This window comes from Bacillus cereus group sp. MG4 (assembly GCF_040460055.1).
GTDB lineage: Bacteria > Bacillota > Bacilli > Bacillales > Bacillaceae_G > Bacillus_A > Bacillus_A wiedmannii.
Window position 1 is genome coordinate 373,999 of the sequence record NZ_JARVGZ010000001.1, and the last position, 15,165, is coordinate 389,163.

The window sequence follows — 15,165 nt, forward strand, 5'->3', positions numbered from 1 at the left end:
TTAAATTGATGTTTTTATAAATTTAAAAGAAAGGAGACTACTTATGAAGAAGATAAAAAAATTAATAAAACTTATTGGTGCCATCACTACACTATTATTAATCGTAGCACTAATATTTCCTACATGGACTTCGCAAATAAAGGGGAAGAACAGTATAAACATATTAGAGCAAGTAGAGATAAATGGCAGTGGTCATGAAATTATGATACGCGGCAAAGATAGGAACAATCCAGTTATTATTTTTGTACATGGTGGACCAGGAACTTCAGAAATACCATATGCTCAAAAATACCAAAACTTATTGGAAGAGAAATTCACAGTTGTTAATTACGATCAAAGAGCGAGCGGGAAGTCGTATCATTTCTTTGAAGACTATTCGAACCTTACATCAGATCTTCTTGTAGAAGACTTATTAGCTATGACAGATTATATTTCAAACCGTCTTGGTCGAGAAAAAATAATATTGGTTGGTCATTCTTACGGTACATATATCGGAATGCAAGCTGCCAATAAAGCCCCGGAAAAATTTGAAGCATATGTTGGCATCGGGCAAATGAGTGATACAGTAGAAAGTGAAATCGATAGTTTAAACTATGTGGTTGAACAGGCACAAAAAGCTGGGAATACAGATGAGGTGTCCTATTTAAATGGGTTGACTGAAAAAATTAAAAATGGCGATACATACACTCCGAGAAATTATGTTGCGAAATATGGTGGAACATCAAGACTCATTGAAAATCCAGATGGTGATAACATTGGAATGTTACTCAGTAATGAATATAACTTGTTAGACGTAATTCGTTATAACGTTGGATTATCACATTCTCAAACTGTCTTATTAAAAAAGGATTTAAAGAATCCATTGCCTACTAAGGTGACTAAAATGAAGCTACCGCTTTATTTCCTTATGGGGAAATATGACTATAACACTTCATATCATGCAGCAAAAACATATTTTGATACGATTGAAGCAGGTCAAAAAGAATTTATTACTTTTGAGAAGTCAGCTCATTATCCACAATTTGAAGAGGAAGAAAAATTTTATAATTGGATGTGCGATACATTCGTAAAATAAATAAAGTGTATCCGAACTTTAGAAAATTATAATAGTTAGCGAGACGTATAAAGATATTTAGATGCATAGTATTAACTGAAGCGAAGTTAAATAAAAAGACTCTTGATAAAAAACAAGAGTCTTTTTTATATTGTTCTCTATACAGAAGGAAAAGATTGGATGATGGTCGAAAAATATAATATAACTTCCAATAAATGACTGAAAAAATAAAATTTTGTCGAGAGAAAGGGTTAGAAGTATGAAAGAAATGCTACAGTTATTTCGCAACAAAGTGTATACACGTTTTTTTCTAGCAAATATTTTAGAGCGACTCGGTTCTATGATTGCTGGAATTTCTTTAATGTTTTATTTGTTAGACCAGTACGGAAAACAACCAGTTTACGCAACGATGACACAAATTATGATGGCATTACCCGCATTAATCTTTTTTCTATTAGTAGGGACAGTAGTGGATCGTTTTGATAGACAACGTATTTGTACGGTAAGCAACATATGTTGTTCGCTTTGTAATATCGGAATTCTAATTTCGCTTTATTACGGAATGATCATACTCGTCTTTATATTTTTATTTTTGGAAAATGCATGTATACAATTTTTCTCTCCATCAGAACAGTCGATGATACAAGGAGTAGTTGAATCAGACCAATACGGTGCAGCAGCAGGTATGAATCAAATGGTAAATAGTTTGTATGCTTTGTTTGGGGTAGGAATTGCAACGATGGTGTATTGGACTTTTGGAATTTACGGGAGCATTTTAGTAAATACGCTCACATTTATTATGAGTGGTATTTTGATTCAAACGATCTCCATTCCAGAAAAAGTTCGTTTGCCAAATGGTAGAACAAAGTGGAAAGAAGTTAATTTGAAGATGTTAATAACAGAGTTTCAAGAAGGGATCAAGTATATATATCAAAATGACACTTTAAAAAAATTACTTTTAGGATTTATCGTATTTGGACTATTAAATGGTATTTTAAGCGTATCCACTACTTACATATTAAAATACAAATTAGCACCAGCAACGTATGAAAGTTTAGCGATGGTGGGCGGTGTAGTTGGAGGGATTTCATTATTAATTGGAAGTATAGTAGCAACAAGTATAGGTAAGAAATATGCACCTAAGCCTATTATTGTATTTGGTATGGCGGGCTCAGGAGTCTTTTTCGGTATGTGTTACTTTGTAAATCACGTATGGTCTTTTTATGTATGTATCGCTTTTGCTACTTTCTTTTTACCATTTATTAATGTTGCAATAATGGGCTGGATGTATGAAATTGTAGAAGAGTCATTCATGGGACGCGTTCAAAGTTTACTTAGTCCATTAACGACAGGATTCCAGCTGTTATCTCTCGGTGCGATAGCGATGTTGTTCCCGAAATGGATTCGTGCAGATACGTTGTTTATTATTTTATTTGGTTTATTATTTTTTGTTACGTGTTTATATCAAGCCATTTTACCTAGTGGGAAGAAACGGGTGCAAGGTATAGCTGAAGAGATGTAATATATCTGGTTTTGATTTCTGAATATTCTATCGGATAGTAAGGAGAAATCGTTATGTTGATGCGAATTGTTAAATGGTGTGGGGTTACTTGTTTACAACTAGTAGCTGCTATTTTATGTATAATTTGTCTAGGTGCGTTGCCACGTTTATTTAAGGGATTGCAAATCGATTTAATCGGTTTTTGGAACACGATTGTATTTCTTGGAGGGAAGTTACTACAACCGGGTGAAATTACATATGGATTTCGAGACTCAAGAAAATTATTTCCGCAAATATGGATTCATTATTTTGAAACGATGATTGTATTTCTATCAGCGTTTTTACTATCTTTGCTTATAGCGTATATACTTGTCGTTTGGGTATTGCAACGTTCTCATATAAAGCAGAAAATGTGGAATGGGATTTTCCTTACGCTTGAGAGTATACCGGATATACTACTTATTTTATCATCACAACTTCTTGTCGTAATTATGTTTCAAAAAACAGGATTTATGCCGTTCAAACTGGCTGGATTAGGAGAAGAAAGAATACGTTTGTTACCAATTATATGTCTTACAATACCAACAACATTATTATTTATTAAACTTTTGTTATTACGATTTAAAGAAGAATTAGAGAAAGAATATAGTTTGTTTGCTAAGAGTAAGGGGCTAAGCTTATGGCATATTTTGACACATCATATTTCAAGAAATGTTTTATTGACGACAATTTATTATGCGAAAACAAATATTTTATTTATGCTTTCAAATTTATATATTATTGAATGGATTTTCAATACATATGGAATGTTTGTTTTTGTAAAAGAAAATTCTAAATTAGAAATATTTACAGTGAGTCTAGTTATATTATACGTGCCGCTTTTTATACTATTTCGTATATTACATACGCTTTTACAAAATGTTATAAAGGAGCGTGTGTAATATGTGGCAAGTTGTAAAAAGAGATGTGAGATTTTGGATAGGTATTACTTTTTTGAGTGTACTAATGATTGTTAGTATTGGATATACGGTGTTTTTTGAAGGGAATATTCGCGAACTTACGATGATGTATAACGAAAAAGGGGAACTAGAGGCAGCTCCATTTTCACCATCGGGTAAATTTTGGTTTGGAAGTGATGTGAAAGGCCGCGACCTTGTTCAATTAATAATAGAAGGCGCGAAATGGACAGTTGGAGCGAGTATAATTATAGCGATTTTACGAGTTATAGTTGGAGGGGGAATTGGTTTACTTCTTGGTATGTATGGTAAACGTTCTTTTCCAGTTATTTCATCATTTTTTGATCCTTTTAGTATTGTACCGATGGTTATGATTTCTTATTTTATGTTAAATGAAGTTTTAACGTTTGATAGTGGAGCGGAAGTTGTGCCGTTGTATTTGCGTGTGGCATTTCAAATTATAGTACTTGTATGCCTTGCTGTACCAACGGTTATGCTGTATGTAGCGCAAGAAGTCAAGCGTATTAAGAAGGAAGAATTTATGTTGGCAGCTACTGTGCTCGGCGGAAGTAAGTGGCAGAGGTTGAGGCGCCATATATGGCCGCATATGTTACCATCATTTCTTTTATTAGTAGCCCAACAATTTGTGAGTGTACTATTACTTCTTTTGCATCTTGGAATACTTAAGTTGTTTTTTGGAGGAACGATATTATTTGGATTAGATGCAGATAGTGTAACAAAAGAATGGACTGGTCTAATTGGTCAAAACTTCCGCCATTTAACTACACATACATGGATTGTACTTATACCAATTGCTTTTTATAGTATGACGATTTTAGCGGGAAATCTAGTTAGTAATAGTATGCAAGATGCGATTAAACTAGGAAATGTAAGAACACCAAGGAGCAAGGATAAAGAGGTAAAGGAAGAGAAGCGAGTACAAACTAATGTGAATGATTTTTCCTTTTATAGAGAGATACAAAAATAAAAAAGATAGCTGAAGACAAATTGTTTTCAGCTATCTTTTTTGTTTATAGAGGTGGTAAATCAATCTTACCTTCTTCAAATAATTCTTTTATCATATGCTTCGTATAACCAGCGGCTTGACCAAAGGTGATTTTTGCTGGCATTGGTGCTTCGTTTGCATCTACAACTATATCAATAATACACGGTCTATTTTGTTTTACCGCATTTTCGAAAGCAGGAAGTAGTTCATCTACATTCTCAACTCGGTATCCAATACCTCCGCACGCCTCTGCGTATTTTGCAAAATCAGGGTTTGTTAAGTCTGTACCAAATTCGATATTCCCCATAACTTCTTGTTCGAATTTAATCATGGCGATTTTATTATTGTTTAAAACGACGACAACGATTGGTAATTTATATTTAACAGCTGTTACGAAATCGTTCATTGTCATTCCAAAACCACCGTCACCACAAACCGCAAATACTTGTTTATCCGGGAAAGCAATTTTTCCAGCAAGTGCACCAGGTAAACCACAGCCAAGTGTTGCGAGCCAGCTAGAAATGATAAATTGCTGATTTGTCATACGGAAGTGCCTTGCTGTCCATACTGTTACATTTCCGACATCGACTGATAATATTGCGTCATCATGTGCTACTTGTTGCAGTGCATGCATAACGCGTTGTGGTTTAATTGGAGTAGAAGCATCTTCTTCTTGATGATGCTCTAAGAAGGAATGGTCCTCGTGTTTTTCTACATTTTCAATTAACCATTTTAATGTTTTATCAGCATCACCAGCTAATCCGATATCTGTTACGTAACGTTTTCCGATTTGGGCAGGATCTGTATCGATATGGATTGTTTTTGCTTTTTCGGGTAAGAAACCGGTGAACGGATAAGAAGTACCAATCATAATTAAAGTATCTGCATGTTTCATTGCATCATAAGAAGGTTTCGTTCCAATTAATCCTAATCCACCGATACAAAGTGGATGTTCGTCAGGGATAATTCCTTTAGCTGGTAATGTAAGTACAATTGGAGCACCGATGTGTTCTGCGAAAGTAAGTAAAGATTCTCTCGCATGTTTCGCACCTTTTCCAGCTAAAATAACAGGATTTTTCGCTTCATTTATTGCGAGTTTTGCAGCATGTAAATCTTCTTCTTGCGGAAATAACTCAGGTAATGTAAAAGAAGTATTTGTAACACGAGCACCACTTTTTACTTCGAATTTCGGAACATCATCTGGAATTGTAAGAACAGATACACCTTTTTTCGTATAAGCCATTCGAATCGCTTGATTCACGACAGCAGGTAGCTGTTCTGCTGACATAATGCGCTGGTTATAAACCGCGACATCATCGAACAATCTTTCTAAGTTTACTTCTTGGAAAAAATCTGTCCCGAGTAAATCTGTTTCTACTTGACCTGAAATTGCTAGAACAGGGGCTTTATCGAGTTTCGCATCATATAAACCATTTAATAAATGAATAGCACCCGGCCCTGCGATTGCCATACAAACGCCGAGTTTTCCTGTTAACTTAGCATAGGCAGCTGCTGCTAGTGCGCCAGCTTCTTCATGGCGAACTTGAATAAATTTGATTTTATCTTGTTTTTTTCTTAAAGCTTCAATTATAGAATTGATAGAATCTCCAGGCATTCCGTAAATGTGTTCTACTCCCCAGTCAATTAATAGGTCAACTAGTGCTTCACCGGCTGTTTTCTCAAACATAATTTTTCCTCCTTATAATAGGTAGTTACTATTATGTTTTGGAGAAAAAGGAAAAATATACAAATGATAAAATTATTATCTTTAATGATGACCAGTAAATAATGTAAATATTGTTATTAGTAAAAATCCACTAGTTGCCCATGTTAAAAATGAAAGGAAAGAGAGCTGTTTCTTTGCCTTCCAAAGCATTTCATGAATTGTAACATAGCCAAGGGAACCGATAGCACTTCCCATAATGAGTCCTTGTAAATGTAGGGCTTTTCCTTCCATCAAAATACCAAAAACAGTACCGGTACCGAGAATAAGTGAAAGTAATAAAGTCGTTAATAAAAAGGAAATATATTTATGTTTTGTAAAGAGAAAGGGAATAATTAAAGCTAATCCTTCTGGAATATGGTGAACGACAATTGCTATTAAAAAAGGAATGGCAGAGTCAGCATGATTTATAAATGCTGTACCTAATGCAAATCCACTCGGCAAATTATGAATAAATATGGCAAAAGAAAGAAAAAGGAAAGTTTGCCATGCTTGTTGATCTTTTTTATGTATCATTGGATGATGACAATAGTTATCTAATAAGCTCATAACTAAAATACCGATAGCTATACCAAGTATAGGTCCAATTATTTCATAGCTTGAAAATGTTTCAGGAATAATTTCAAGGGATAAAAGCCCAAGCAAAATTCCGCCACACAATGCGTATAAACGATGCATTTTTTCTTCAATGAGCTGACGCGTAGCAATGCCAACAGCACCGCCTAATAGTAATCCACCGAATGAAAAAACCGTAACAATCATTGGAATCCATAATCGTTCCATAGTATCACACTCCGATTCTTCCACTTATTTTTAGCTTACGAAAAGGAAAGTTAGATTAGTCCAAGTAATTGTGTTTGATTATAGAGAAAAAACTAATAATTCGTTATAATTTATATATTAAATTTAAGTGCAAATATGAAATGGGGAATAAGTTTGCAAACAAAGTGGAGTCTATCTGAATATGAAAATCCAAAACGATATGATATAGAAAATAAAAGTTTGTCAGATTTTCCGTTCTTACTATCATGGGCACAAAAACTAAGTATACAAAATGAGTGGATTCTAGATATTGCCTGCGGAACAGGAAGGGTTACGATACCCTTTATAGAGAACGGATATCAAATGATTGGTGTAGATATACATGAAGGTATGCTTGCTGAAGCGAAGAGAAAATCTACGGGGGGTAAAAAAGTAAAATGGCTACAACAAGACTGTTTACAATTAAAGATTGAAGAAACAATTCCATTAGCATTTATGGTTGGTCATGGATTTCAACACTTTCTTACGAATACTGATCAAAATAAGTTATTAACATCTATTTATCATGTGTTAGCTGATAATGGTATATTCATATTCGATACACGTTTTCCTTCAAAAGAAGAATTAATACAACTATCTACAGAAGAATATTGGACAACTATTAGTGATGAAAAGGGAAGAAAATGCGATCTATATACTGAAATGACATACGATTCAATTCAGCAAATACAGCATTACATAACAACAAGAAGATTTTATGAGGGTGATATACAAGTAGAAGAACTGAAAACAACGATTGATCTTCGCTATACATACCCGCAAGAGTTAGAAAGATTATTAGTAGTGAATGGTTTTGAATTATTACATATATATAATGATTGGGAAGGAAATGAGTTAGGGGAAGACTGCTATTCTATGGTAGTAGTTTGCCGGAAGAAAAAATAGTATGAAAAATCTGTAAGTAAAAAGTGGCATCAATATTCCTTGTTTTCACAAAAACACATACTGTTATAAATTTAGTAGAAACATTATATTAAAATTACTCATTAAGTAAAGAAGCCTCAACAACTGAAGGGACAAAAGAGAAAAGGGTAGTAAACATTAAGCAATTTTTTACTATTAAAAGGAAAAGACAGTACCTATTAAATTGAAATTACGGATGAATTACTAAATTAAGAAGTAGTAGAGAAAATCATGGTAAGGTGTTTCTGTTATTCGGATATAAAAATATATAATGTTGTTTTATTATTATACAAGATTGATAGATAAAGTTGGAGGGCAACGCCAATTCAATCAATATATAGGTAGAGGGTGTTGCAAAACTAAAATAAATATGCAATGTTATGAATCAGAAAAACTAGCTGAACATGTAATAAATAGCGATTTTGACCATACCAACGTGGCTGTTCCAGCCCTTTATCTTTGAGATGACCAAACTGTTGTTCAATTTTCCCACGCTCTTTCATCAACTGTTTGCCAAAGATGGTTTGTGCAAAATGAGATAATACACGGCGATGTGTACTTTTGCTTTGTTCGCCATTACGTGGGTTAATTGGATTCACCGCAAAAATATCACATGTTTTTGCAATTTCATAAATGCGCTGACTATCATAAGCAGCATCTGCAATGGAAAATAACACATTTTGATTTTGTATATCTTGAAGCAATACAGGAGCCATTTTGCTATCATGTACGTTCGCTGTTGTAAATGCATACGACAATACAACACCTTCTGGTGTAGAACAGACATGAGCTTTATATCCCTTATACCAACCATAACGAGTAGATTTCCCCCATTTTGCTTGGGAATCATATAAACTACTCCGTAAGGCAGTGCTATCAATTAAAACACACGGAATTAATCCTAAATTCATTTCTTCAAGAGTTTGTTTATGAATCAACGGAATACCTTCATTGCGAAACCAAGTTCCTACACGTGAGAAAGTGGATATATGAGGAACAAAGGAAAGACCACAAGATACACGAAATGAAGGATATTGATGCAAAAAGCGAGTTAACTTACGTAATGAATTGATTTGGAATACCGTTTTCACAAAAAAACATTTGAGTAAAGCTTTTCTACAGATAGGTGGGCGGCCTGTAATAGGCGGAACGCCTCCAATGGTTAAACTGTCTACGTAGGCAAATAAAATGTGTAAAATGGATTGATTGTGATCAAAATTGGTTATCATACTAGTAAATCCGTCCTTTCTGGAGATAGTTTAGGGTACTATCATTCTTCCAGGAAAACGGATTTTTTTATGCATTTATTTTTGAATATTTATGAGTTTTGCAACACCCTCATAGGTAGATTTGACCTCGCAGTAATATTTATAATGTAAGAATTTTGGAATATATGAGATAATAGCGCAAAGAAGAGAGGTGAAGACATGCCTACACTTATATATCTTGTTGGATTACCTGCAAGTGGAAAGAGTTCGTATGCAAAAATGCTTCAAAAACAATATCGTGCTGCAATCGTAGCTACAGATGAACTTCGCCAAACGTTGTTTTATAGCGAAACGAAACAGGGCAAAACGGGTATATTATATCGATATGCAATGGAAAGAGTTCGTGAACACCTAGAAGATGGCCGGAATGTCATTTTAGATGCGACTAACATTGAGAGGGATTTTCGTGTGAAAGCATTGCATCGTTTACGTGATATACCTAATCTAGAAAAACGATGTTACGTGGTGGACACACCATATCAGGAATGTCAAAAGAGGAATCAAGAGCGTAAAAGAACGGTTGAAGAGCGAATACTAGAGAAAATGTACAAAAAAGTAGAATTCCCATTAATGGAGGAAGGATGGGATCAAATTGAAATTCTGCATACGCCTGATTCATATAATATTTCAAAACAGGAATTTCAAGAACTTTTAACAGAGTATCCAAGTTATGAAGAATTCTACCAAAGACTAAATAGCATTCCGTTTTTTTCTGACATGTTTCAATACGATCAGGGAAATCCTTATCATTCCTTATCGCTATGTCAACATACGTATATGGTATATGCCCATTTAACAGAGAATTATGAAGGAGAAGATTTGTTTGTATTACAAACTGCTGCTGTACTTCATGATACAGGGAAACCGTTTTGCCGTGTATTTAAAAAGTTAAAGGGGTATCATTCGTATTATGGTCACGAATATGTCAGTACTCACATTGCTTGCCATTTTCTTATGGAGCTTGGGTTTGAATGGGCATTTATCGAGAAAGTATTAATGATTACAGAATTTCATATGAAAATGTTACATGGCGGAGAAGAAGCAGCGCGTGAAATCTATCATTACTGTGGTGATGAAATGCTTACCAAGCTCTACTTTTTCCGTGATGCAGACGCATTTGCAAAGTAGAGGTGAAAAAAATGCTTATAAAATATCCCCGAACGTTGCACGTACCCTGGTCGATAGGGGTAACAAGTGACGACCGTGTTCTTCAGAATATGGATGGATTTCAAAATCAAGATGTGGTAGTGCTTGAAAAACTAGATGGAGAAAATACATCCTTATATAAAGAGGCTATGCACGCTAGATCATTATCAAGTGGTCATCACCCATCGCGAACATGGGTAAAGACTTTACACGGGCGCATTGGTTATAGAATTCCAGAAGGATGGCGTATCTGTGGTGAAAATGTGTATGCCTGTCATAGTATTCACTATACGGCACTGACGTCCTATTTTTATGTCTTTTCTATATGGAATGAGAAGAATGAATGCTTATCGTGGAATGAAACAGTAGCCTGGTGTAAGAAGTTAGGTCTTGCGCACGTACCTCTGTTATATCGTGGTCCATATAACGAAAAAAAGATTCGTTCGTGCTACAGCGGAACATCACTCTTTGGCGGCATCCAAGAGGGTTATGTACTCCGACTGACGGATACGTTTCACTATGATGACTTTTCAAAATCGGTAGGGAAATTTGTTCGAAAAGAACATGTACAAACAAATAAGCACTGGATGACACAAGTGGTTATCCCAAATGAACTAGCAAAATAAAAAACAAGTATTTCTGGGTGGAATGGTATATTTTTTTATTGTACAAACCTAGTTCTCTCTAGAGATTTTCTAAAAACAAAGGGAGAAGATATTCATTTTATTTTGTAGCTAAAAAATGAATAGATTTTGTCATCCGAAAGCTAAGGGTTTTTAAGTAGAAACTTGGTTTTACTGTAGTGAAAAGTCAGTTTTGTTCTAAAGAATTTTTGCAAATAATAAGAGTTGAATAGGATAGTAGTAAATGGAGGAACTAATTATGCAGCAAATAAAAAAAATAGGAAACTCATTTTGGTATATGACACCTGTTTCTGAAACAGATAGACCTATATTAGGAATGGTCGTTGGACAAGAAAAAACTTTAATGATTGATGCAGGGAATTCAGAAGAACATACACAATTATTTTTAGAAATGCTAAAAGAACAGAATGTATCAAGTCCTGATTTCGTAGCATTAACGCATTGGCACTGGGATCATATTTTTGGATTGCCTGTACTACAAGATGCATTAACTATTGCGCATGCTGAAACGAAAAAAGAAATGCAGTCACTAGTATCTTATGAATGGACAGATGAAGCGTTGGACGCACGTGTAAAAGAGGGTACTGAAATTGCATTTTGTGCGGATTGTATCAAGAAAGAGTTTGAAGAAAAAGCGAGAAATATTAAAATTATTCCTCCGACCTTAACATTCCAGGATCAAATTGAATTAGACCTTGGTGAGGTTACATGCGTGTTAAAACATGTCGGCGGAGATCATGCACATGATTCAGTTGTTATTTACGTGAAAGAAGAAAAGATCTTATATTTAGGAGACTGTATATATGCAGATATATTTTCTTCAAAATGGAATTATACGACGAAACGAACGTTTAAATTAATTGAAGAATTGGAGTCATTTGATGCTGAAACTTATATTCTTTCTCATGGGACAGCTATAAGTCGGGATGAGTTTTTACAAGAAATACATTTACTAAAAACAGTAGGAACTTATACAGAAATTCATAAAGGCGATGAAGAGAATATAAAGGAAGCGTATAAACGAGATGTAGATAGAGAATTAAATGAAGATGAATTAGAAACAATTACGTTTTTTGTAAATGGTTATGAAATGAATAATCAGTAAGACTACATTAATCAAATATAATTAAATTGCACAAAAAGAGTATTGAAATTTAATTCAATACTCTTTTCAATAGTTAAATATGTAGTTTCAAACAAATTCTAAATAGGGGTTTATCGTCTGAAATAATGCCATTCTATTTATTTTTCGTATAGATAGTGGTTCAAGTGGAAGCTTTCTTCGCTAATTCAGTTATATAGTTAAAAAATCCATTGTGGTTTACATCATATACTACATTTACAGGTCGTCCGTCAACAGTTTCCACTGTACGCCCCTGGCTAGGTCCATATGTATGAACAATACTATTAATTATTTGTAATTTTGCAAGGTCAGATTTCCCGATAAAGGCAGCAGTTAATACATCCCACAAATAGTAAGTAGAGTTCGTTGAGAAATGAACGAGGGGAGGCACCATTGCATAGCATTGACCAAGAAAATCAACACCAATATATTTACGCTCTTTTGCCCAACTTTCACGTATGTCTATAGTTAATGGAACTTGGTTTGTACTTTCTAGCGTTACTAAGTCGATTTTAATTTTTGATTCCCACACACGAGCTACTGCTTCAGGATCCCAAAACGAATTCCACTCAGCCGTTCCATCATGTTCTGGTTCATGTACATTGCCGGCAGTACGAAATGTTCCTCCCATCCAAACAAGGCGCTCAATTTTCCCTTCGATTACAGGTGCTTCATATAGTGCACGCGCTAAATCGGTAAGAGGCCCTGTAAATAATAAAGTTGTTTTCTCCTCAGTTTGTAGTAGGGTTTCAATTAAATGATGATGTGCAGGTTTTTCTGCTACGGGTGTTACAACTTTTCCAGACTCATTTAAAATGGGTAAAGCATCTACATAAAATGCATGCATCCGCCAATCTTTTGGAAATGGATTTTTTGCACGGGAATTTGATGCGGCTACTTCAATATTTCCTTTGCCGAAGCGATCAATAATTTTGCGACTTGCAGACATTGCTGGTTCTAAATAGCAATCTGCAGGGATAACTGAAACACCTGTAAGCTTGACTTTATCCATCTGGAGTAATAAAAATAGTGAAATTAAATCATCTACACCACCATCATGATTGAAGTACACTTTTTCCCTCATTGTAATCTCCATCCTATATGATTTAGTAAGGAATTAAATATGAAGTTTGGAAAAATCATCAGTGATTTCCACCACTTCAATTTTTCCATTGATCAGTAATTCCGGAAGTTCATTATTTACAGTTCCTTTCCAATACTCTCTTGCTTGTTCAATTTTTTGAGAGAAAGGAATACCATCTTCTTTCGGTAAAAGATTTCCGTCACCTTCAAAACAATGTCCAATTACTCGTAGTTTAACAATCTGCAAAACTTCTCGATTGTAAGAATCAAATAATGCTTTCCATTTTAAAGCATCTTCATAGCTCTTTGCAGCATATAAACAAGATAATCTTGAAGGGTATTCAGGAAATTCTTGTAGTCTAACCATTTCTACAATCGTTTCTCTAACCGTTCTAATTGTTTGATCGATATAACTCATAACTACTTTAGCATTTTCATTCTTTATATGTAATTCTTCATTTTTATAGTGGTTATTTATAATTTTTATGCCATCTTCACCACTAGAATTTAATTGTTCTCTTTCAAAAAAGAACCGATATAGGGTATTAGTTTGATTTTTATCGAAATGAATGATTTGTCCAATATTCATTTTTTTCCTTGTAACGATGTGGTATACGTAAAATTCTATGTCATTCATGGTTATCCTCCTAGTAGTAATATATTTCAATGTTAAATTTAGTAATTCAACATTGAAATATATAAAACCTTTATAAGTAAGAGTGAGAATTTAATCAGAAAGTATAGTGAATATATGATAACGCTTTAAATTTGTTCACAAAATGTTCACTTACGAAGAGGTTTCCATAATCGATATAATGACAAAGACTTAAACAGAAAGGATGATAGAAATTGCCAACAACAAGAAAGGAAAACCTCCAATTTGGTATGATGATGTGCCTTGGGATGGTTATTGTAATGACGTTTTATAATTTATTACTGAATGGAGTAGGGGGACCAATTCATATTAAGGAGATCGCATTAGAACTAATAATTGGATTCATTATTGCATTATTAATTGAAATATGTATCGTTGGACCTTGTGCGAAAAAACTTGTCTTCGCATTACCATTTGATAAATCTAAAAAAGTAAATATTATTATTGCGATGGCAACAACGATGGTAATCGGAATGGTTTTCTTTATGTCTTTTTACGGAATGGCTATGATGTATTTACATGGTGCACTACAAGGGGAATCATTTGTTTCAAGTTATTTTTCAATTTTTATTAAAAATTTCATTATGGCTTATCCATTACAATTAATTATTATGGGGCCGCTTGTGCGTTTCTTATTTGCAAAATTTGTTATGAAGAAGACTGTTAATGTAGCGTAGTTATAATATGTAAAAAATTATATATTAATAAAAATATAAAAACACATCTCAAATTTTTGAGATGTGTTTTTTGTTCATTTCTAATTATTTTCATAGTGATGTGACATTTGTCCTTATGCCTTTTAGGGTCATAGCTTTTAATTAAGTTAGAAATAAAAAATTAGGAGATGATTTTTTGAAAGGCATTGTATTTGCTGTTTTTGCTGGTGTATGTATAACACTTCAAGGAACCTTTAATGCGAAACTTAGTTCACATATCGGCATATGGTCAACGAGTATTATAACGCATTTAATTGGGTTCCTTATTGCAATAACTATATTTTTGTTAAAGAAAGAAGAGAAAGTAACGGATTTAAAGGGTGTGAAAAAAATATATTTAGTAGCCGGTGCATTTGGTGGATTCATTATTTGTGCAGAAACTATGGCGATATATTCAATGGGGGTTACATTGACAGCTGGCACACTTATGGTTGCTCAATTGTTAACAGCAACTTTCATTGAAATAAAAGGACTGTTCCATATAAAAAAGATACAGATGGAGAGATATCATATTGTGGGAACAATAGTAATGATTATATGGATTGTAATATTTAATATGTAAATA

Annotated in this window: 15 protein-coding genes; 10 read left to right on the forward strand and 5 right to left on the reverse strand. The window is 34.0% G+C overall.

Annotation, left to right across the window (positions count from 1 at the left end; genetic code table 11):
* The first annotated feature begins 43 nt into the window (after window positions 1-43).
* The 4 genes from QCI41_RS01925 to QCI41_RS01940 all read left to right on the forward strand — a co-directional run bounded on the left by QCI41_RS01925 (window position 44) and on the right by QCI41_RS01940 (window position 4,499).
* Complete coding sequence (locus QCI41_RS01925) at window positions 44-1,075, forward strand: alpha/beta hydrolase (protein ID WP_215563203.1); 1,032 nt, start codon at window positions 44-46, stop codon at window positions 1,073-1,075.
* 214 nt (window positions 1,076-1,289) lie between these two features.
* Entirely contained in the window at window positions 1,290-2,576 is a 1,287-nt protein-coding gene (locus tag QCI41_RS01930) for an MFS transporter (RefSeq protein ID WP_080345474.1), read from the forward strand.
* 53 nt (window positions 2,577-2,629) lie between these two features.
* On the forward strand, window positions 2,630-3,496 hold the full coding sequence (locus tag QCI41_RS01935; RefSeq protein WP_353838549.1) for an ABC transporter permease subunit: 867 nt from the start codon (window positions 2,630-2,632) through the stop codon (window positions 3,494-3,496).
* A gap of 1 nt (window position 3,497) precedes the next feature.
* Window positions 3,498-4,499 (forward strand): ABC transporter permease subunit, encoded by a 1,002-nt coding sequence (locus tag QCI41_RS01940; RefSeq protein WP_353838548.1) that lies wholly within the window; start codon window positions 3,498-3,500, stop codon window positions 4,497-4,499.
* Window positions 4,500-4,542: 43 nt separating this feature from the next.
* On the opposite strand, the gene QCI41_RS01945 is transcribed toward QCI41_RS01940, so the two are convergent.
* A complete protein-coding gene (locus tag QCI41_RS01945) occupies window positions 4,543-6,204 on the reverse strand; it encodes a pyruvate oxidase (protein WP_353838547.1) in 1,662 nt (553 codons plus the stop codon).
* A gap of 81 nt (window positions 6,205-6,285) precedes the next feature.
* Window positions 6,286-7,023: a ZIP family metal transporter gene (locus QCI41_RS01950; protein WP_046959374.1), complete on the reverse strand. Its 738-nt coding sequence runs from the start codon at window positions 7,021-7,023 to the stop codon at window positions 6,286-6,288.
* A gap of 135 nt (window positions 7,024-7,158) precedes the next feature.
* Between QCI41_RS01950 and QCI41_RS01955 the strand changes: the two genes are divergently transcribed.
* Window positions 7,159-7,947 (forward strand): class I SAM-dependent methyltransferase, encoded by a 789-nt coding sequence (locus QCI41_RS01955; RefSeq protein WP_353838546.1) that lies wholly within the window; start codon window positions 7,159-7,161, stop codon window positions 7,945-7,947.
* 377 nt (window positions 7,948-8,324) lie between these two features.
* Here QCI41_RS01955 and QCI41_RS01960 read toward each other — a convergent pair whose 3' ends face one another.
* On the reverse strand, window positions 8,325-9,194 hold the full coding sequence (locus QCI41_RS01960; RefSeq protein WP_353836336.1) for a transposase: 870 nt from the start codon (window positions 9,192-9,194) through the stop codon (window positions 8,325-8,327).
* Between the two features lie 198 nt (window positions 9,195-9,392).
* Between QCI41_RS01960 and QCI41_RS01965 the strand changes: the two genes are divergently transcribed.
* The 3 genes from QCI41_RS01965 (at window position 9,393) to QCI41_RS01975 (ending at window position 12,128) form a co-directional block, all read left to right on the forward strand.
* Window positions 9,393-10,361, forward strand: coding sequence for an ATP-binding protein (locus QCI41_RS01965; protein WP_046954328.1), 969 nt, complete (start codon window positions 9,393-9,395; stop codon window positions 10,359-10,361).
* A gap of 11 nt (window positions 10,362-10,372) precedes the next feature.
* Window positions 10,373-11,005 (forward strand): RNA ligase family protein, encoded by a 633-nt coding sequence (locus tag QCI41_RS01970; RefSeq protein ID WP_002007639.1) that lies wholly within the window; start codon window positions 10,373-10,375, stop codon window positions 11,003-11,005.
* A 256-nt stretch (window positions 11,006-11,261) separates the two neighbouring features.
* The gene (locus tag QCI41_RS01975) at window positions 11,262-12,128 is read left to right on the forward strand and encodes an MBL fold metallo-hydrolase (RefSeq protein WP_353838545.1); all 867 of its coding nucleotides are present in this window, start codon (window positions 11,262-11,264) and stop codon (window positions 12,126-12,128) included.
* A gap of 160 nt (window positions 12,129-12,288) precedes the next feature.
* Here the strand turns inward: QCI41_RS01975 and QCI41_RS01980 are convergent, their stop codons facing one another.
* Window positions 12,289-13,230, reverse strand: a complete 942-nt coding sequence (locus QCI41_RS01980) for a nucleoside hydrolase (protein ID WP_353838543.1) — start codon at window positions 13,228-13,230, stop codon at window positions 12,289-12,291.
* Between the two features lie 33 nt (window positions 13,231-13,263).
* Window positions 13,264-13,866 carry a DUF2441 domain-containing protein gene (locus QCI41_RS01985; RefSeq protein WP_353838542.1) on the reverse strand — a complete coding sequence of 201 codons (603 nt, stop codon included), beginning with the start codon at window positions 13,864-13,866 and terminating at the stop codon, window positions 13,264-13,266.
* Between the two features lie 212 nt (window positions 13,867-14,078).
* On the opposite strand from QCI41_RS01985, the gene QCI41_RS01990 reads away from it, so the two are divergent.
* Window positions 14,079-14,561, forward strand: coding sequence for a DUF2798 domain-containing protein (locus QCI41_RS01990; protein ID WP_353838541.1), 483 nt, complete (start codon window positions 14,079-14,081; stop codon window positions 14,559-14,561).
* 175 nt (window positions 14,562-14,736) lie between these two features.
* The gene (locus QCI41_RS01995; RefSeq protein ID WP_353838540.1) at window positions 14,737-15,162 is read left to right on the forward strand and encodes a DMT family transporter; all 426 of its coding nucleotides are present in this window, start codon (window positions 14,737-14,739) and stop codon (window positions 15,160-15,162) included.
* Window positions 15,163-15,165: the final 3 nt, after the last annotated feature.

Bases quoted from the DNA above. Each gene is read 5' to 3' on its own strand.
- QCI41_RS01925 (WP_215563203.1), top strand. From the start codon at position 44: ATGAAGAAGATAAAAAAATTAATAAAACTTATTGGTGCCATCACTACA.
- QCI41_RS01935 (WP_353838549.1), top strand. From the start codon at position 2,630: ATGTTGATGCGAATTGTTAAATGGTGTGGGGTTACTTGTTTACAACTA.
- QCI41_RS01940 (WP_353838548.1), top strand. From the start codon at position 3,498: ATGTGGCAAGTTGTAAAAAGAGATGTGAGATTTTGGATAGGTATTACT.
- QCI41_RS01945 (WP_353838547.1), bottom strand. From the start codon at position 6,204: ATGTTTGAGAAAACAGCCGGTGAAGCACTAGTTGACCTATTAATTGAC.
- QCI41_RS01950 (WP_046959374.1), bottom strand. From the start codon at position 7,023: ATGGAACGATTATGGATTCCAATGATTGTTACGGTTTTTTCATTCGGT.
- QCI41_RS01955 (WP_353838546.1), top strand. From the start codon at position 7,159: ATGAAATGGGGAATAAGTTTGCAAACAAAGTGGAGTCTATCTGAATAT.
- QCI41_RS01960 (WP_353836336.1), bottom strand. From the start codon at position 9,194: ATGATAACCAATTTTGATCACAATCAATCCATTTTACACATTTTATTT.
- QCI41_RS01965 (WP_046954328.1), top strand. From the start codon at position 9,393: ATGCCTACACTTATATATCTTGTTGGATTACCTGCAAGTGGAAAGAGT.
- QCI41_RS01970 (WP_002007639.1), top strand. From the start codon at position 10,373: ATGCTTATAAAATATCCCCGAACGTTGCACGTACCCTGGTCGATAGGG.
- QCI41_RS01975 (WP_353838545.1), top strand. From the start codon at position 11,262: ATGCAGCAAATAAAAAAAATAGGAAACTCATTTTGGTATATGACACCT.
- QCI41_RS01980 (WP_353838543.1), bottom strand. From the start codon at position 13,230: ATGAGGGAAAAAGTGTACTTCAATCATGATGGTGGTGTAGATGATTTA.
- QCI41_RS01985 (WP_353838542.1), bottom strand. From the start codon at position 13,866: ATGAATGACATAGAATTTTACGTATACCACATCGTTACAAGGAAAAAA.